The sequence below is a fragment of the Brevibacillus brevis genome (assembly GCF_001039275.2).
Classification (GTDB): domain Bacteria; phylum Bacillota; class Bacilli; order Brevibacillales; family Brevibacillaceae; genus Brevibacillus; species Brevibacillus brevis_C.
Genome location: NZ_CP030117.1, coordinates 639,560 through 657,180, shown reverse-complemented (window position 1 = coordinate 657,180; position 17,621 = coordinate 639,560). Strand labels below are relative to the sequence as shown.

The 17,621-nt window shown below is 49.2% G+C and carries 16 protein-coding genes and 1 riboswitch; of the genes, 6 read left to right on the top strand and 10 right to left on the bottom strand.

What is annotated here, in order from left to right; translation table 11 throughout:
• The first annotated feature begins 53 nt into the window (after positions 1–53).
• Together AB432_RS03645 and AB432_RS31255 are read left to right on the top strand one after the other, a co-directional pair.
• Positions 54–596 carry a YgaP family membrane protein gene (locus tag AB432_RS03645; protein ID WP_048031079.1) on the top strand — a complete coding sequence of 181 codons (543 nt, stop codon included), beginning with the start codon at positions 54–56 and terminating at the stop codon, positions 594–596.
• A gap of 18 nt (positions 597–614) precedes the next feature.
• On the top strand, positions 615–749 hold the full coding sequence (locus tag AB432_RS31255; protein WP_255412999.1) for an EYxxD motif small membrane protein: 135 nt from the start codon (positions 615–617) through the stop codon (positions 747–749).
• A 71-nt stretch (positions 750–820) separates the two neighbouring features.
• Here the strand turns inward: AB432_RS31255 and AB432_RS03640 are convergent, their stop codons facing one another.
• Together AB432_RS03640 and AB432_RS03635 are read right to left on the bottom strand one after the other, a co-directional pair.
• Complete coding sequence (locus AB432_RS03640; RefSeq protein WP_048031078.1) at positions 821–2,275, bottom strand: aldehyde dehydrogenase family protein; 1,455 nt, start codon at positions 2,273–2,275, stop codon at positions 821–823.
• A 15-nt stretch (positions 2,276–2,290) separates the two neighbouring features.
• Positions 2,291–3,334: a zinc-binding dehydrogenase gene (locus tag AB432_RS03635; protein WP_048031077.1), complete on the bottom strand. Its 1,044-nt coding sequence runs from the start codon at positions 3,332–3,334 to the stop codon at positions 2,291–2,293.
• A gap of 127 nt (positions 3,335–3,461) precedes the next feature.
• On the opposite strand from AB432_RS03635, the gene AB432_RS03630 reads away from it, so the two are divergent.
• From AB432_RS03630 to AB432_RS03620, 3 genes are all read left to right on the top strand, one after another.
• The gene (locus AB432_RS03630) at positions 3,462–4,358 is read left to right on the top strand and encodes a LysR family transcriptional regulator (protein ID WP_048031076.1); all 897 of its coding nucleotides are present in this window, start codon (positions 3,462–3,464) and stop codon (positions 4,356–4,358) included.
• 119 nt (positions 4,359–4,477) lie between these two features.
• Positions 4,478–4,861 (top strand): MarR family winged helix-turn-helix transcriptional regulator, encoded by a 384-nt coding sequence (locus AB432_RS03625; protein ID WP_017249722.1) that lies wholly within the window; start codon positions 4,478–4,480, stop codon positions 4,859–4,861.
• Positions 4,862–4,872: 11 nt separating this feature from the next.
• Entirely contained in the window at positions 4,873–6,081 is a 1,209-nt protein-coding gene (locus tag AB432_RS03620; protein ID WP_048031075.1) for an MFS transporter, read from the top strand.
• 433 nt (positions 6,082–6,514) lie between these two features.
• On the opposite strand, the gene purD is transcribed toward AB432_RS03620, so the two are convergent.
• From purD to AB432_RS03605, 3 genes are all read right to left on the bottom strand, one after another.
• Positions 6,515–7,792, bottom strand: a complete 1,278-nt coding sequence (gene purD, locus AB432_RS03615) for a phosphoribosylamine--glycine ligase (RefSeq protein WP_048031074.1) — start codon at positions 7,790–7,792, stop codon at positions 6,515–6,517.
• Between the two features lie 80 nt (positions 7,793–7,872).
• On the bottom strand, positions 7,873–9,423 hold the full coding sequence (gene purH, locus AB432_RS03610) for a bifunctional phosphoribosylaminoimidazolecarboxamide formyltransferase/IMP cyclohydrolase (RefSeq protein ID WP_048031073.1): 1,551 nt from the start codon (positions 9,421–9,423) through the stop codon (positions 7,873–7,875).
• 180 nt (positions 9,424–9,603) lie between these two features.
• Positions 9,604–9,981: a hypothetical protein gene (locus AB432_RS03605; protein ID WP_048031072.1), complete on the bottom strand. Its 378-nt coding sequence runs from the start codon at positions 9,979–9,981 to the stop codon at positions 9,604–9,606.
• Between the two features lie 194 nt (positions 9,982–10,175).
• A riboswitch (M-box (ykoK) riboswitch) is annotated at positions 10,176–10,343 on the top strand.
• A gap of 260 nt (positions 10,344–10,603) precedes the next feature.
• On the opposite strand from AB432_RS03605, the gene AB432_RS03600 reads away from it, so the two are divergent.
• Positions 10,604–11,539, top strand: a complete 936-nt coding sequence (locus AB432_RS03600; RefSeq protein WP_048031071.1) for a magnesium transporter CorA family protein — start codon at positions 10,604–10,606, stop codon at positions 11,537–11,539.
• Between the two features lie 59 nt (positions 11,540–11,598).
• On the opposite strand, the gene purN is transcribed toward AB432_RS03600, so the two are convergent.
• The 5 genes from purN to purQ are packed head-to-tail and all read right to left on the bottom strand — an operon-like array spanning position 11,599 to position 17,617.
• Positions 11,599–12,207 carry a phosphoribosylglycinamide formyltransferase gene (gene purN, locus AB432_RS03595; RefSeq protein ID WP_048031070.1) on the bottom strand — a complete coding sequence of 203 codons (609 nt, stop codon included), beginning with the start codon at positions 12,205–12,207 and terminating at the stop codon, positions 11,599–11,601.
• Complete coding sequence (gene purM, locus AB432_RS03590; protein ID WP_048031069.1) at positions 12,201–13,241, bottom strand: phosphoribosylformylglycinamidine cyclo-ligase; 1,041 nt, start codon at positions 13,239–13,241, stop codon at positions 12,201–12,203. The genes purN and purM overlap by 7 nt, the downstream gene beginning before the upstream one ends.
• Positions 13,242–13,297: 56 nt before the next feature.
• Positions 13,298–14,716, bottom strand: a complete 1,419-nt coding sequence (gene purF / locus AB432_RS03585) for an amidophosphoribosyltransferase (protein WP_048031068.1) — start codon at positions 14,714–14,716, stop codon at positions 13,298–13,300.
• Positions 14,701–16,944 (bottom strand): phosphoribosylformylglycinamidine synthase subunit PurL, encoded by a 2,244-nt coding sequence (gene purL / locus AB432_RS03580; RefSeq protein ID WP_048031067.1) that lies wholly within the window; start codon positions 16,942–16,944, stop codon positions 14,701–14,703. The genes purF and purL overlap by 16 nt, the downstream gene beginning before the upstream one ends.
• Positions 16,925–17,617 carry a phosphoribosylformylglycinamidine synthase subunit PurQ gene (gene purQ, locus AB432_RS03575; protein WP_048031066.1) on the bottom strand — a complete coding sequence of 231 codons (693 nt, stop codon included), beginning with the start codon at positions 17,615–17,617 and terminating at the stop codon, positions 16,925–16,927. The genes purL and purQ overlap by 20 nt, the downstream gene beginning before the upstream one ends.
• Positions 17,618–17,621 lie beyond the last annotated feature (4 nt).

Below are 17,621 nucleotides of genomic sequence, written 5' to 3'. Positions count from 1 at the left end.
CCCTTCATCGCAGACTATCGAATAGAAGTAATTGCGACAGGAGGACAACTCTCATGCACAAAAACGTAGGTAGAACTGACGCGCTGATTCGCATAACTGGCGGTCTGTTAGGCTTGGCATACGGCATCGGTAGAATGAACCGTCGCCCATACAACACTCCATGGCTGCTCATGGCTTTTTCAGCCATGAAAGTAGCAGAAGGAGCTACTCGCTTTTGTCCGATGTACGCAGCGATGGGCATCAATACGAAAAAAGGGAATGGCATGCAGGGCATGATGGATCAACTCAAGAAAAAAGGCGTACAGATGGCAGTCAATCAGTTCACACGCTCCATGAATATTGCGCCCATCAAAGACTCGAACAACAGCCAGGATGATGCGAGCAATACGCCATCTACCACCAATAAGACAAACATACAGTATTCTGCAAGCCCTCAATCATCAACGAATCAGGAAAAACAACCAATCAACAATCTGCAAAACACGAAGCTTACCTCCGAGGATCAACTTCTCGAAAAGGCGGCAAGAGAGTTCATTTCATTTCGCTCCCAAGATAATAATAACAGCAGCACTACTCGCTACCCCACGTACAGATAAGGAGAGGAGGCACTGCATATGCTTGTCGGCTCCCAGATGTATGAATGGATGTCCCATAACTTCTTTGTTATTGCCACGATCATTGGCGTCATCGGCGTGATGGGATATTACTTCTTTCGGACGTCGAAAAGAAGAGGAAGATATCGACAATAGCCAATCATAGACAGGAAGACGAAAAGCCCGTTACATTCGATGAAAATGTAACGGGCTTTTCACAAATCATATTAGAAAGGGAATTTGCGCGGTTCTGTCTGGACGGACACCCATTTTACTGTCGTGAATTCTTCCAAGCCGATTTCACCGCCGTAGCGGCCAATGCCGGAGCTTTTCTCTCCACCAAACGGAGCGTTCATATCCAAGTTAGCAGTAGCGTCATTGACATGTGTCATGCCACTTTCGACAGCACGTGCAAATGCAATGCCTTTCTCCAAATCCTGCGTAAACACTGCGCCAGACAAGCCATACTCTGTGTTATTGGCCCACTCCAGCACTTCTTCATCTGACTCGAATGGAATAATGGTTGCAATGGGTCCGAAAATTTCGGTTTGCGCCAGTCGCGACTCCTGCTTCACATCTGCAAAAACATACGGAGTCAAAATATTGCCGATACGCTTACCTTCCAGCACAACTCGTGCGCCATCCTGCTTTGCATCCTCCGCAATACCGATTACCTTCTGCATTTGGCGTTCGTTGATCAGTGGACCGATAATTACTTTTGGATCGATTGGGTCGCCGTATGGCAGTTGCTCTGCTCGTTCCGCGAAACGGCGGACAAACTCGTCGTAATGCTTGCGATGAACGAACATGCGATTTGTGCACACACATACTTGTCCAACATTGAAAAATTTTCCGAATACGGCTGCATCAATCGCAGCATCCAGATCAGCATCTTCCAGTACAACGAACGGATTGTTACCGCCGAGTTCAAGAGAAACACGCTTCAGATGCTGGCCGCACAATGCGCCGATATGACGACCGACATTTGTAGATCCCGTAAAGGAAATGATCCGTGGAACCGGGTGTTCGATCAAGTAATCTCCTACCTCTGCGATATCATAGCCGACGACATTCAGAACACCTTTTGGAAGGCCTGCTTGCTCAAAAATATCAGCAATAAACGGGCCACCCGACATGTATGTGCCAGAATCCGGCTTGAGAACGAGAGCGTCACCCACAGCAATCGCCGGAGCGATTACGCGCATCGCAGACATAAGCGGGAAATTGAAAGGTGTAATGACACCGATCACACCGATTGGGTGACGGTAGACATGATTCTCTTTGCCAGGGACAGTACCTGGGAAAATTTGTGGCTCATACATGCGATCCACATACTCAATAGAAGCCACGATCATCCCAACTGAAACCATGAATTCGGCCATCGCTTTGACGAACGAGCTTCCTGTCTCCTTTATCATGATTCCAATGTATTCGTCTTTTCTTTCCTGCATGAGCTGAGCTGCACGTCGCAGCACTTGCTTCTTCTCGTCAGCCGAAGCCTGTGCCCATTTTTTCTGCGCTTGCTTCGCTGCTTGGTATGCTTCATCAATGTCGTTTCGATTCGCCAGCTTCATGCGGGCTACCACGTCACCATTGTAAGGGTTTACATTTTCATACACATAATCACTTGAGCCTTCGCGCCAAACCCCGTTGATATATTGCATGGAGAATTTATCTGCCATCTCTCGGTGACCCCCTTAAAATTTTGTAATGACAGTTACCCCTACGCCGCCATAAGAAACCATTTCATCGAATGCAGCATTGATGTCATCCAAAGCGATTTGTTTTGTGATCAATTTCCCTGGTGCGACCTTGCCTTGGCTGACCATATTAAGCATTGCCGGAAACTCCGGGATCGGCATGCCAGCAGAACCAATCAGTTGCAATTCGTGTCCGAGCACGAGATTAACCGGAATCGGTGTCATACCGCCGTTTGGATTGGAGCTCAAACCGATTTGTACATGACGTCCACGTTTGCGCAGGCTCATGATCGAATTGAGGCATGTTTCCTGAATACCCAGGGCATCGATGGAAAGATGAGCGCCGCCCTTCGTTATTTCCTTAATAGCTTGAGGCGCATTTTCTTCTTTGCTATTAACGGTTGCAACCGCTCCCATTTCTTTGGCGAATGCGAGCTTATCGTCGGCAATGTCGACCGCGATGACGTTCGCGCCTGCTGCTGCTGCAATTTGGATAGCAGATAGCCCCACGCCTCCGGTGCCATAAACAGCAACCCATTCCCCTGGACGAACGTTTCCTTGGGCAACTGTACCATGGAAAGCCGTCATGAATCGGCAACCCATGGCAGCCGCACTCAGGAAATCAACGTTCTCAGGCAGGTGAAGAAGGTTCAGGTCCGCGTTTGGAATGTGGATATATTCTGCATATCCTCCGTTAAAATGCATGCCGACCAATTGGCTGTTATCGCAAACGTTATTGTGACCGGACAAGCAATGCGGGCATACACCATCGCCTTGGGTGAAAGGTACGATAACGCGGTCGCCTTTTTTGAAATTACGGATGTTGCTTCCGACTTGTTCCACAACACCGCTCATTTCATGTCCGAGAATATGCGGGAAGTTTTGAACCATAGACATCTTTCCGTGAATCGCGTGCAAGTCGCTACGGCATACACCGGACGCCACCAATTTCAAGATAACACCGTCTGGGGTCAATTCAGGGTCTGCGACATGTTTTACAACTAAAGGTTGATTAAAAGCTTCAAGGACAGCAGCTCTCATTCTTTATACAACTCCCATCGACTGAGTATTCGTTCGCCTTCATTATAGGAAGTTATTTTCATAATGAATAATATATTATAATTATCTAAATGATAGATAAACGTCTATATAGAAAGGGAAATAGACAATGGACCTGCTTCAGATGAAATATTTCTTGACTGTAGCCCGGTTGGAACACATGACAAAGGCCGCTGAGGTACTGAATATCAGTCAGCCTTCTTTGAGCATAATGATTGCACGCTTGGAAGAACGCGTGGGTGTACCGTTGTTTGACCGCCACGGTCGCAAAATTCGTTTAAATCAATTCGGAAAGGTATATGCGGAGCATGTAGAGCAAATCTTTCATGTGCTGGAACAAGGTGAAAGCATCGTGCGGGATATGGCCGGGCTAAGTAAAGGAAGCATTACTCTGGCTGTTTCTATTACTGGTGTCATCCCTGATTTATTGGGAAAGTTTTTGCGTCTATATCCGGACGTCCAGTTTCGCCAAGTGTTCGAGCCAACACCTGTTGTCAAGAAGATGCTTGAAAATGGCGAGATTGATATTGGTATCACCTCAGGAGTAATCGACAGTCCTGATTTAGAATGGCAACAACTCATTACCGAGGAAATTTATGTCGTGGTCCCAGAAAATCACCATTTGGTGGGCCAAGAATCCGTTCCGTTGAAAATACTGAAGAATGAACACTTTTTGAGTGTACGCCAAGGATTTTGGCTTCGTAACTTCATGGATGAACATTGTTTGCAGGCAGGCTTTTCCCCGAAAGTAATTTTTGAGGTAGACGAGCCTGATGCCATCGTATCCTTGATCAGACAAGGAATCGGGGTGTGCTTCGTCCCTGCTATGAGTTGGAAAATGAGATCGCATCTCATACCAAATAAAATCAGGATTACAGATCCAGAATGTCAGATTACCAGAGGCATTGCGTGGTCACGAAAGCATTATTTATCCCAAGCAGCACAGCGCTTTCGGGAATTTACCATTGATTATTTCAAAGAGTTACAGCGTTTTCCATTTACATAATTACTTGTTATACATATAATTGTCATTGCAAGTATTTTGGACGAAAGAGGGTTATTCCCCTGATCGATCATTGGCAAAAAGAACCGGTTGGATTTCTCATTGGAAATACATACCGGAGAATGATTCATTATGTTTCCCTTTTTTTAAAGGAGTTTGATTTGACCACGGAGCAGTTTGCCGTCCTTTATCGGCTACGAGAAGAAGAGGGTATCAATCAAAAAGAGCTGGCCCAGCGCTCGGCCAAGGATCAGCCTTCCATGACACGCATTCTAGACACACTTGCCAAAAAAGGCTTTATCGAAAAGACATTGAGCGAACAAGACCGCCGCGCCTACATCATTACCCTTTCTCCGAAAGGACGGGAATGGATTGAGCAGGCAATCCCTGTAGAAGCTCATGCCGTTGCAGACATTTTGGAAGGGATCTCTCCTGAAAAGCTGGCCTTCTTACGAGAAATCTTGCTGGAGATTAACGAGAACATCAATAGAAAAACGACAGACTAGGAGTGACAGCATTGGGAGAGAGTAGAGAGAGACTGTGGACGAGAGATTTTGTCCTGTTAACTGTATGCAATTTGTTGTTGTTTCTCACTGTTCAAATGCAGACCCCTACCTTTCCTGCCTATGTGAAGGAAGCGTATCAGGCCAATGATTTTGTAGTCAGCCTGGTCATTAGCTTGTTTTCACTTGCAGCAGTGATCGCAAGGGTGTTTACCGGGGAAGCGTTGAAAACAAAAAGCAGTAAGCTCTTGGCGATCGTCGCACTTGGATTCGTCGCGATTTTTAGCGCAGGCTATTACTGGGCGGGAAGCATTGTTTTCTTTCTTCTGTTGCGAATCCTGGTCGGCATCGGCTTTGGGATGGGTAGCACGACCTTTCCGACGATTGTCTCCAATGTGATTCCTGCCAAACGGATCGGCGAAGGCATGGGGTATTTCGGCTTATCGACCAGCTTGGCAATGGCACTCGGCCCGTTGATTGGACTTGGAGTATTAAATGGGTTTGGATTCGGATCGATGCTCATGGTTCTCGTGTTGCTAGTTGCCATTATTTTTCCGTTGATGCATTTTATTCGCGCCTACAATCAGCTTCCTGTGTCGTCCGGGAACGCACAAACAGTCACAGGCATTCGCCGTTTTTATGATAAAAAGCTGCTGCTTCCAGCTGGACTAAATTTTTGTTTGTCTATTACGTATGGAGGGATTCTCAGCTTTTTGGCCTTGTACGGAAAAGAAGCCCACATTGAGAATGTCGGCTGGTTTTTCCTTACGAATGCACTGGCGATGGTGTTGATTCGTCCGTTTTCCGGCAAGCTGTATGATCGCAAAGGGCACATTGCCGTCCTGCCTCCCGGTGCGATTTTCGTCGGGGTCAGCCTTTTGCTCCTCTCCCTGACAACGACAGAGTCCTTGCTTCTCGTCTCTGCTGCCTTCTACGGGCTTGGATATGGCATGATTCAGCCATCTATCCAGGCGTGGATGGTGAAGGTCGTCACACCTGAGCAACGAGGCATGGCGAATGGACTGTTCTTTAATTCCATCGATCTGGGTATCGCGGTCGGCTCTATGCTCCTCGGCGTCATTGCGACACATTCGAGCTACTCTGTCATGTACCGCTGGTCGGCAGCTTGCTTGCTACTGTTCCTTATCGTTTATTTCCTTTCGCAGCTGGCTGCGGCCAAAGCGAAAAAAGCGGCCATCGCAAGTGAAAACGTTGGTGTGTAATAGAAGCTTAAGACTTTGTTCTTGCGTTATGACGGAGCACATTGCATGTTGGACAACGAGCATTTTGGTCTGCTCTTGTTCTCCTGCTATACGTTCATTCATCACCGTCACGATAAAGATTGGTCCCCGTAGAATTAGGCGCCTTTTAGCGCCTCTTTCTTTTCTGCGGTGCTGTTAAGCTATATACGATTACTGCAGCAACAATTACCAAAACCACCATAAAGATAAGACCAGGGTAACCTACACTCCCCATAAATACCCTTACCCCCCTAATTTTTTACTATTATTGGCATTATACAAATAAAACTACTCCGTTTGTAAGAAATAGTTTTATTTGTATAATGCTATTTTTGGTGTAGACACACCTTCCCGCACATGTAAAAAAGCTGTTCCCCACGTAGAAATTTCTACCGAAGGAACAGCTTGTTCTTTTTTATCCCTTTTGCTGATGCTTCATCGCACGTGCCGCAATATCCGTGCGATACTGCGCCCCGTCAAACGAGATTCCTTGGACCTTCGCATAGGCTGTCTCACGCGCTTGCGCCAAATCCGATCCTGTTGCCACGACGCCAAGCACACGGCCACCGCTCGTCACGATGCCTTCCTCGGTTTCCTTCGTACCTGCGTGAAACACCGTAGCTCCCTCGTTTGCCTGACCCAGCCCTTGAATCAACGCACCCTTTGGATATTCGCCCGGATAACCCGGTGCTGCCATGACGACACAGACAGCACTTCCTTTTTGCCATGTCACATCGACTGCATCGAGCTCCCCATTGACCGTTCCGACAAAAATATCGAGCAAATCTGTTTCGAGCAACGGCAAGAGCACCTGTGTCTCTGGATCGCCAAAACGCGCATTGAACTCCACGACTTTCGGGCCTTGCTCCGTAATCATCAGTCCTGTGTAGAGAATGCCTTTGAACGGAATGCCATCCTTGGCCATTCCTGACGCCATCGGCTGGACAATCGTTTTGACGATCTCGTCCACCAGCTCAGCAGACATTTGCGGTACCGGGGCGTATGTTCCCATGCCGCCTGTATTGGGACCGCGGTCATCATTGAAAATTCGCTTATGATCCTGGGAAGTAATCATCGGCTTAACCGTTTCTCCATCGACGAAAGACAGCAGCGACAGCTCTTCGCCGAACATGCACTCCTCAATGACCACACGCGCTCCCGCTTCACCAAAGACGCTTTCCTGCATGATCTGACGGAGTGCCTCTTCTGCTTCCTCCACCGTCTCTGCGACAACGACACCTTTCCCCGCTGCCAATCCGTCCGCTTTGACAACGATAGGAGCTCCCTGTTCTCTCACGTACGCACTCGCCGATTCGTAATCCAGGAACGATTCATAGGCAGACGTCGGAATCTCGTAGCGTTTCATTAAACTTTTCGCAAAAGACTTGCTGCCCTCGATCATTGCCGCTTTTTCGTTCGGGCCGTAGATCGGCAGATTGCGCTCCTGGAAAAAGTCCACAATCCCCGCCAGCAAAGGATCTTCCGGGCCAACGACAGTCAGATCAATTCCTTCATCCTTGACAAATTGAACCAGTGCGGCAAAATCATGGACGCCAATCGGCACATTTTGTGCGATTTGGGCGGTGCCCCCATTTCCTGGCGCACAGTATACCTTTGTCACTTTAGAGCTCTGCAACAGCTTCCAGGCAATCGTGTGTTCTCGACCGCCGCCGCCGATCACTAATATTTTCATCGTATTTCCTCCTGTGTGAGAGGTGATCCACCCTTTAGTACGTGTTTAAAAAAGCGAACGTTACTCCCGAATAGCCTCTTTTAGTGCTTGAAATGACGAGTGCCGGTAAAGATCATCGCAATGCCCGCTCGGTTGCAAGCATCAATCGATTCTTGGTCGCGAATGGAGCCGCCTGGCTGGATGATAGCGGTAATCCCTGCTTTGGCTGCCGCTTCCACGGTATCTCCCATCGGGAAAAACGCATCTGAGGCCATAACCGCGCCACTTGCCAACGTACCTGCTTGCTCGATGGCAATTTTCGCTGCCCCAACGCGGTTCATCTGGCCTGCGCCCACACCGATGGTCATATTGTCTTTTGCCAAGAGAATCGCATTTGATTTGACGTGCTTAACGACCTTCCAGGCGAATTTCAACTGTGCCAGTTCCTCTTCCGAAGGCTTGCGGTCTGTGACCACCTGAATCTCGCTTTCTTCGAGTTGCTTGTAGTCGAAGTCTTGAATGAGTGCCCCTCCTGCTACAGGAGCCACGCGGAACAGATTGTCCACTTTTTTGGCTGGTTCATTCAGCGCAGGAATACGCAAAAGACGCAGGTTCTTTTTCTCCGCCAGAACAGCCAATGCCTCTTCGGTAAAGTCCGGTGCAATGATAATTTCCAAGAAAATCTCTTTCATCGCGAGTGCGGTGTCATGGTCAATCGGGCGATTTGCTGCCACGATCCCACCGAAAATAGAGACAGGGTCTGCTTCGTACGCTTTTTGGTAAGCGGCGCGAATATCAGTGCCGATCCCTACTCCACACGGGTTGGAGTGCTTGATCGCAACGACAGCAGGTTCAGCGAATTCGCGTACAATCGCCAACGCTGCATCTGCGTCATTGATGTTGTTATAGGAAAGCTCTTTTCCTTGTAGTTGGCTTGCATTCCCGATGCTCAACTGATCGGACAACGGCTCACGGTAAAATGCCGCACGTTGATGCGGATTTTCCCCATAGCGTAAATCCTGTGCTTTCTCGTAAGTCACCGTGTAGCTCTCAGGCAACAGTTCGCCTACCTGCTCACTCAAATAGCGAGAGATCAAGGCATCATAGGCAGCTGTATGACGGAAAACTTTTGCAGCCAGCTTGCGACGGGTTTCAAGCGTAGTATCGCCATTTGCTTCCATTTCTTCTGCTACTTTTTCATAATCGGCTGCATCGACCACTACACTGACGAACGCGTGATTTTTCGCAGCAGAACGCAGCATCGTTGGTCCACCAATATCAATATTCTCAATGGCATCTTCATATGTCACGTCTGGCTTTGCTATCGTTTCCTTGAAAGGATAAAGGTTCACGACAACCAGATCAATGGTTTCAATCCCAAGGTCTTTTAGTTGCTGCACATGTGCTTCACTGTCCCTTACAGCCAAGAGGCCGCTGTGGATATTGGGATGCAACGTTTTGACGCGACCGTCCAAAATTTCTGGAAATCCAGTCACTTCAGAAATGCCAATGACGGGAACTCCCTCTGCTTTTAAGAGAGAAGCCGTACCCCCGGTAGAAATGATCTGTACCCCGGCGGCTACCAATCGACGGGCAAACGGAATCAATCCTGTCTTGTCAGAAACGCTGATCAACGCTTTTTTCACACTCACGGATAGAACCTCCTGAATTTTAGTGAAAACATGAGTAACTATTGACCAAAACACGAACAATACTTATATATTATAAAATAATTGTACGCTATTATCAATAACTTCGTCAGGAAAACAAACGCAGCCGCCCATGCCTGTTCGGCACTTGCGACTGCACACACCTGCATTTGTTTTATGAAGTTATCGTTTTTTCTTGCCTTTGCCTGACAGCTTTTTGATGCGGTCTGACAGTGAGACTGATTTGCTTTTGGCAGTCGCCCTGATTGGCTTGATCGGCTTCTTCGACTTGCGGCTTTTCGCCTTTACTTCTTTGGGCATTAAGTTCCCTAGCTCTTCCATGGAGATGGATTGGCCGTCCTTTACACGATCCCTGACGCGCTCCTTCGTCTCCTCTGGAACTTCGAATCCCATGTTGCCCAGCTCATCGAGCAGCGCATCTACGTTGGCTCCACCCTTCGGCATTTTTTCCGCTAGCTTCATAATATCGTTAAGCGTCCATTGCCGCCCTGTTTTTTGGCTTAGCTTATCAAGCAAGTTCGAAACAAAATCTCCGCTCAAGTCGGCCCCTCCCTTTGTGGGAATATCCTTCTCTGTTACTGTATGTCACCAGAGTTGATTTGGTTTGTCATGATTCGCGGAGGAAGAATAGCAGTAAAATAGGGGGAGCCGGTCATAGTTAGAAGCCGACACCGTCTGAAAGGACATGAATAACATAGTGGTAGGACGAGAAAACGTGATTGGCAAAGTCAATCATTCATCCTCGTTAGGTGAGGCTCCTATACAAACATAAGCCACTGCCCGGAAATATCGAAAGATGCCAATGGGTAGAACAGGAACTGCCGAACTAAGGCTTTTCTTAAGGTGGCTAAGGAATGTTTCCTTTACGTTGTATAGTGCCAAAGCTCTGGTAGGGGGCCCTCTAGATTCCCGCTAGAGGGTTTTTATTTTCGAAAGGGGGGAACGTTTTTATGGACAGTAGTCCAAGTTGCGGAATAAATAACTGCAATCAAGATTGTGTACGGAGAATTTTCCGGCCTTGTGGCGCTGCGGCATGTTCCCCATACCTTATTTGACATTGTCCCTTTTTATGGGACGAGTGTAGTAAGTATCTATATGTAGACATGCTTGCGCAACATGGTCGTATCCCTCCGATCCTGATTTGTGAAAGGATGAGAAAACCATGTTGAACATTTACAAAACGAATGCCATGGGAAAAATAGAAGAACTGCATCAAATTGAAAAAGGCTGCTGGATTCATTTGACCGATCCTTCTGAGCAAGAAAAGCAACAAGTTGTCAGGGAGTTGTCGATTGACCTTCATTTCTTGCAGGATGCCCTTGATGACGAAGAAATAGGTCGGATCGACAAAGAAGGTAACCGCGTGATGCTCTACGTGGACATCCCGATCTCCACGAAGGAAGGGACGAAGGACAACTATACGACGGTTCCGCTGGGAATCATGGTGATGGAAGATTATATCTTAACCGTTTGCCTGGTAGAAACGGCTGTCATGAATGAGTTCGTCCAAGGGAAAGTGAAAAGCTTTCACACGCATATGCGAAACCGGTTCGTCCTGCAAATTTTATCGAATACGTCGCATGATTATTTGCATTACTTGAAAAAAATCAACAAGCAGACAGAAACGCTGGAAAAATCGTTGCGACAATCGACGAAAAACAATGAACTGCTTACCTTGCTTGAATTGCAGAAGGGCCTCGTTTATTTTTCGACTTCCCTGGAAACGAACAGTCTGTTGATCTCCCTGCTTCGGAGCGGCAGTTATTTGAAAATGTACGAAGAAGATAAGGAACTGCTGGAAGAAGTAAAAATCGAAACCAAGCAGGCCATCAAAATGACGGAAATCTATACTGCCATTTTAGGGAACATCATGAATGGCTTTGGCTCCGTCATCTCCAACAATCTGAATCGCGTATTGAAGCTGTTGACCGCCATCACGATTGTCATCACCTTACCTATGGTGATCGGCACCTTTTACGGGATGAACGTCCCGCTTCCTTTTCAGGATCATCCGCACGCATTCACGATCATTATGATCATGTCCACCGCCATTACGTCCGTAACAGCCCTCCTGTTTTGGAGAAAGAAGTATTTCTAAATGAATGACCAAAAAACCGACATCAGAAAAGGATGTCGGTTTCTTTTGGATCTCTCGATTTACGTCAGCTGGACAAGCCTTCCTTCCAGCTTCACTCTCTCTTCTGCTAAATAGCCAATGACCTTCACCAAAAGCTCATGCTCCACGGCATGAATGCGAACTGCCAAAGTCTCAGCCGTATCTGCATCTTGCACCGCTACGGGAATCTGGGCAATGATCGGCCCTGTATCCAAACCGGCATCAACCAGATGTACCGTTACCCCCGTTATCTTTACCCCGTAAGCGAGTGCCTGACCAATCGCGTCTTTTCCTGGGAAAGCAGGCAAAAGCGACGGATGCAGATTGATGATTTTTCCTTCGTAGTCAGACAAAAGAGTGTCGCCCACCAAACGCATGTAGCCTGCCAGCACAACCAGCGATATATCGCGTTTTTGGAGCTGCGCCACTATTTCCTGCTCAAAAGCAGCCTTGTCTGCATACTCCTTCGGTTGAAAAACAAAGGCGTCGATCCCTAAACGCTCTGCCCGTTCCAATACCTTGGCGCCAGGCTTGTCGCAAACGAGCAAGGCAACTTCTACGCCTGTGAGCCTACCGTCCTGTACAGCCTGCACGATCGCTTCAAAGTTGGAACCGCTGCCTGAGGCGAAAATGGCCAGCTTTCTCACCATTCCACCCCGTTGTATACGACTTTGCGCTCTCCCGCTTGAATATGTCCGATCAAATACGCCTGTTCTCCCAGCTCTTGCAGCTTTTCCATCACACTCACTGCGTCTTCCGGCTTCACGACGAGCATCATGCCAATACCCATGTTGAACGTTTTGTACATATCCGGGTAAGAGATGTTACCCGCCTCTTGTACCAGCTCGAAGATCGGCAGTACAGGCCAGGAACCAACGTTGATTACAGCCTGCATTCCTTCTGGAAGCACGCGCGGAATGTTTTCAGTAAAGCCGCCGCCTGTGATGTGCGCCAGAGCTTTCACCTCATGTGACTCAAGAACGGATAGCACTTGCTTCACGTAAATACGGGTCGGTGTCAGTAGCTCTTCGCCGAGCTTTTTGCCCAATCCATCAACATGATCATGCAGGGACATACCTTTGTCTGCCAAAAGAACCTTGCGAACGAGCGAGAAGCCGTTGCTGTGCACGCCGCTGGAAGCCAGCCCGATCAGTACATCACCAGCCGCCACAGAAGCCCCCGTAATCATTTTGCTCTCGTCCACGACACCTACGGTAAAGCCTGCGATGTCGTATTCGCCTTCCGCGTACATGCCAGGCATCTCGGCAGTCTCCCCGCCAATCAGCGAGCAGCCGGACTGGGAGCAGCCTTCTGCGATCCCTTTGACAATCGCTTCGATTTTTTCCGGAATGACCTTGTCTACTGCCAGATAATCGAGGAAAAAGAGCGGCTCTGCCCCTTGAACCACTACGTCATTGACGCACATCGCGACAGCATCGATGCCGATTGTATCGTGTTTGTCCATGGCAAAAGCGAGCTTCAGCTTGGTTCCTACCCCATCTGTACCGGAAACGAGAATCGGTTTCTCGTATTTTTTGGTATCCAGGCGAAACAGCGCTCCGAACCCGCCCAAATCCGTCATAACTTCCGGGCGGAATGTTCGTTTGACGTGCTTTTTCATGCGTTCGACGGCTTCGTTGCCCGCATCGATGTCTACGCCGGCTTGTTTATATGCTTCACTCATCGTTTCTCCCCCTAGCAAGAGGTGCTTGTATTAGCGGTTGTTCATAAGTAGCACGGTTAGCATTTGAGCGCAGGTAGCGCTTCTTCGAACTCAATCTCTGTCGGATATTCTCCGTTAAAGCATGCGAGGCAGTGTCCTCTATTGGGAGCCGAATCCGTGCGGCCAATCGCATCGATCATTCCTTCAACAGACAAGAATGAGAGCGAATCAGCCTCAATGATTTGACGAATTTCCTCTACGGATTTGGTCGCCGCAATCAGTTCCTCACGCGACGAGGTGTCGATGCCGTAAAAACAAGAATTCATAACAGGCGGAGAGCTGATGCGCACATGCACTTCTTTTGCGCCAGCCTCACGCAGCATGCGGACGATCCGATTACTCGTCGTACCGCGAACAATGGAGTCGTCAATCATGACAACGCGCTTGCCTTCCACTACCTTGCGAACCGCAGACAGCTTGAGATAGACAGCACGCTCACGCAGCTCCTGACTCGGCTGAATGAAGGTACGTCCGACATAGCGGTTTTTGATCAAGCCGATTTCGTACGGAATTCCCGTCGCTTCCGCAAATCCGATAGCAGCAGAGATACTCGAATCCGGTACACCTGTGACGACATCAGCATCAATCGCGGATTCCAATGCCAGTTGCTTGCCCAGACGTTTGCGCGCCATGTGGACGTTGATTCCGTCGATGTCACTGTCTGGTCGAGCAAAATAAATGTATTCAAACGTACAAATCGAACGCTGTGTTGTTTCAGTAAACTTGCTTTCCGTAATGCCATCCTTGTCGATGACAATCAGCTCACCTGGTTGCACGTCACGCCAATATTGCGCGCCGATAATATCGAATGCACAGGTTTCAGACGCGACAGTGATCGCATCTCCGAGTCGTCCCAATGACAGCGGACGTAAACCATTCGGATCAAGGGCGATCACGAGTTGGTTTTCGTTCATGACGAGAAGTGCATATGCTCCCTTGATATATTGCAGGGCATCCTTTACCGCTCCAGGCAAATCCTTGCACTCAGAGCGGGCGATTAGATGTGCGATCACTTCTGTGTCACTCGTCGTCTGGAAAATGGAGCCTTTTGCTTCCAGCTCTTTTCTAAGCACGGCGGCATTCACGAGATTCCCGTTGTGGGCAACAGCCATGCTGCCTTGTGCGTAACGGAAGAACAACGGTTGGGCATTTTCAATCTTGCTCGAACCAGCAGTCGTATAACGGGTATGACCAATCGCGATATGACCGCTGAACTTCTCCAGATCGCCCTTGCCAAAAGCCTCTGACACGAGACCCATTCCGCGGTGCTTATACCATTTCTCACCGTCGGAGGCGCAGATACCTGCGCTCTCCTGACCGCGATGCTGAAGGGCATGCAGACCCAGATAGGTCAATTGGGATGCTTCTTTGTGGTTGTAGATGCCAAAGACGCCGCATTCTTCGTTCAATTTGTCCCAGATTAGCCGATCAAACATGGAATCGCATCCTTCCAGGCTGCTTTCACCTCTTGAGTCGAAGCGTTAATCGCTTCTGTACCATTCACGTTCACTACCAGACGATCGCCGCCGACCGTACCGATGTTTTCAGCAGGTACGCCATGTTCACCTGCCAATGCGAGAATCGCCGCCGCTTGCTCCCCAGAAGCACTGAGCAAGATGCGAGATTGAGATTCACTGAACAAGAGCACGTCAGCACGCAGCTCAGACGCAAGAGCCACCTGCGCACCGAAGCCTTTGCCAAAGCAAGATTCAGCCAATGCGACACCCAGACCACCTTCGGACAGATCGTGTGCGGAGTTCACCAGACCTTGGCGAATCGCTGTGAGAACCAGCTTTTGCACAGCCGCTTCTTTAGTCAGATCGATTTGTGGAGGACGTCCGGAAATGCTGCCCGTAGCCATCTTTTGATACTCACTGCCACCCAGTTCAGCGAAGGTTTCGCCCAACAGGATGATCGCGTCGCCTTCATTTTTGAATTCTTGGGTCGTAATATGGTCAACATCAGTGATCAAACCGACCATTCCCACTGTTGGGGTTGGATAGATCGCGTCACCGCTGCGTTCATTGTAAAAAGATACGTTTCCGCCGATGACCGGAGCATCGAGTGCTACGCACGCTTCGCTCATGCCCTCGCACGATTTTTCAAATTGCCAGAACACCTCAGGCTTTTCCGGGCTTCCGAAGTTCAAGCAGTCCGTAATCGCCAGCGGCTCTGCACCGGAGCAGACGACGTTGCGCGCAGATTCTGCAACCGCAATGGCACCGCCCACTTTCGGATCGAGGTATACATAGCGACCATTGCAATCCGTACTCATGGCAAGGGCCTTGCGAGTACCGCGCACCATGACAACAGCAGCGTCAGAACCAGGCTTTACTGCTGTGTTTGCACGCACGATGTGATCGTATTGCTCATATACCCACGCTTTATTCGCCACCGTTGGCTGAGCCAGCAAGCTTTTCAGCGTAACATTCAGATCTTTCGGCTCTTCAATGGCTGCTAACACATCTACATTCGCGTTTGCTTCGTAGTAAGCAGGCACCGCAGATGGACGATGGTACACAGGTGCGTCGTCTGCCAAGCTGTCTACTGGTACTTCTGCTACTACCTCACCTTGGTGCAACAAACGCAGCTTGCTGTCTTCGGTTACTTTGCCCACGACAGCGGACGCCAGACCCCATTTGTCAAAAATCGCAATCGCTTCTGCCTCTTTACCTTTTTCCACGACGACGAGCATGCGCTCCTGAGACTCAGACAGCATCATTTCGTATGCAGACATGCCAGCTTCGCGCTGTGGCACCAGGTCCAGATTCATCTCGATTCCGTTCCCTGCCTTGGATGCCATCTCGGAGCTGGAGCTCGTCAAGCCAGCCGCTCCCATGTCCTGAATCCCGACGACGATACCCGTGTCGATCAGCTCCAGGCACGCTTCCAGCAAGAGCTTTTCCATGAATGGATCACCGACTTGTACTGCCGGGCGTTTTTTCTCCGACTCTTCCGTGAGCTCTTCGGATGCGAAGGTCGCCCCGTGAATACCGTCACGCCCCGTGCTTGCACCAACGTAGATAACAGGGTTGCCGATACCGGACGCTACCCCTTTTTGAATCTTCTCGTGGTCGATCAAGCCGACACACATCGCGTTGACAAGCGGATTCCCTTCATACGTAGGGTCGAAATTCACTTCACCACCTACAGTCGGAATCCCGATGCAGTTCCCGTAGCCTGCGATACCAGCTACTACATTTTCAAACAAATATTTGACGCGAGGAGACTTGAGCTCCCCGAATCGAAGCGAGTTGAGCAGCGCAATCGGACGCGCGCCCATCGAGAATACGTCACGGATGATACCGCCCACACCAGTTGCAGCCCCTTGATACGGCTCGATCGCAGATGGGTGGTTATGGCTTTCGATTTTGAAAACAACCGCCTGATTGTCACCGATGTCGACAATACCCGCACCTTCCCCAGGTCCTTGCAAAACGCGAGGTCCTTTTGTCGGGAAACGACGCAGGACAGGCTTGGAGTTTTTGTAGGAGCAGTGCTCCGACCACATGACGCTGTACAGACCTGTCTCCGTCCAGTTCGGCTTGCGGCCGAGAATTTCTACGACACGCTGATATTCTTCGTCAGTCAGACCGATTTCTTTATATAGTTTTTGATCGGCAATTTGTTCGGCTGTCGGTTCTTTATGCGTGAGTTGTGACACTGTTCTGCTCCCTCCAAGTCTTCAGGATCGAGGTAAACATGCGGCGTCCGTCATCGGAAGTCATCCAAGAGTGGACGGCACGCTCCGGGTGAGGCATCATGCCAAGTACGTTTCCACGTTCGTTGCAAATGCCCGCGATGTCTTCCAGTGAACCATTCGGATTCTCGCCATGATAGCGGAAAACAATCTGATTGTTCGCTTTAAGCTTCGCCAGCGTTTCTTCATCACAGTAGTAGTTTCCTTCGCCATGCGCGATCGGAATTTGGATGATTTCCCCTGCCGCGAAATCACGGGTAAAGGAGGTGTTGTTGTTTTCTACACGCAATTCGGACAGCTTGCAACGGAATTTCAGTGAACGGTTGCGCAAGAGTGCTCCTGGCAACAGCCCGACTTCTGTTAGGATCTGGAAGCCGTTGCAGATTCCCATGATCAGCTTGCCTTCTTCTGCTGCCTTCACCACTTGCTCCATGACGGGTGAAAAACGAGCGACCGCACCACAGCGAAGATAATCTCCATAAGAGAATCCGCCTGGCAAAAGAATCGCATCATATTTGGAAAGATCGGTATCGGAATGCCATACGTAATCCACAGGCACTCCCATTACGTCTTCAACTGCGTTAAACAAATCAATGTCGGCATTCGAGCCTGGAAAGACGATAACGGCTACTCGCATATCC

What these genes read in the sequence shown, in the direction of transcription:
- AB432_RS03640 (WP_048031078.1), bottom strand. Translation starts at nt 2,275, where the DNA reads ATGGCAGATAAATTCTCCATGCAATATATCAACGGGGTTTGGCGCGAA.
- AB432_RS31255 (WP_255412999.1), top strand. Translation starts at nt 615, where the DNA reads ATGCTTGTCGGCTCCCAGATGTATGAATGGATGTCCCATAACTTCTTT.
- AB432_RS03625 (WP_017249722.1), top strand. Translation starts at nt 4,478, where the DNA reads ATGATTCATTATGTTTCCCTTTTTTTAAAGGAGTTTGATTTGACCACG.
- purF (WP_048031068.1), bottom strand. Translation starts at nt 14,716, where the DNA reads ATGTTTGATCGGCTAATCTGGGACAAATTGAACGAAGAATGCGGCGTC.
- AB432_RS03635 (WP_048031077.1), bottom strand. Translation starts at nt 3,334, where the DNA reads ATGAGAGCTGCTGTCCTTGAAGCTTTTAATCAACCTTTAGTTGTAAAA.
- purD (WP_048031074.1), bottom strand. Translation starts at nt 7,792, where the DNA reads ATGAAAATATTAGTGATCGGCGGCGGCGGTCGAGAACACACGATTGCC.
- AB432_RS03645 (WP_048031079.1), top strand. Translation starts at nt 54, where the DNA reads ATGCACAAAAACGTAGGTAGAACTGACGCGCTGATTCGCATAACTGGC.
- AB432_RS03600 (WP_048031071.1), top strand. Translation starts at nt 10,604, where the DNA reads ATGTTGAACATTTACAAAACGAATGCCATGGGAAAAATAGAAGAACTG.
- purN (WP_048031070.1), bottom strand. Translation starts at nt 12,207, where the DNA reads ATGGTGAGAAAGCTGGCCATTTTCGCCTCAGGCAGCGGTTCCAACTTT.
- AB432_RS03630 (WP_048031076.1), top strand. Translation starts at nt 3,462, where the DNA reads ATGGACCTGCTTCAGATGAAATATTTCTTGACTGTAGCCCGGTTGGAA.
- purM (WP_048031069.1), bottom strand. Translation starts at nt 13,241, where the DNA reads ATGAGTGAAGCATATAAACAAGCCGGCGTAGACATCGATGCGGGCAAC.
- purQ (WP_048031066.1), bottom strand. Translation starts at nt 17,617, where the DNA reads ATGCGAGTAGCCGTTATCGTCTTTCCAGGCTCGAATGCCGACATTGAT.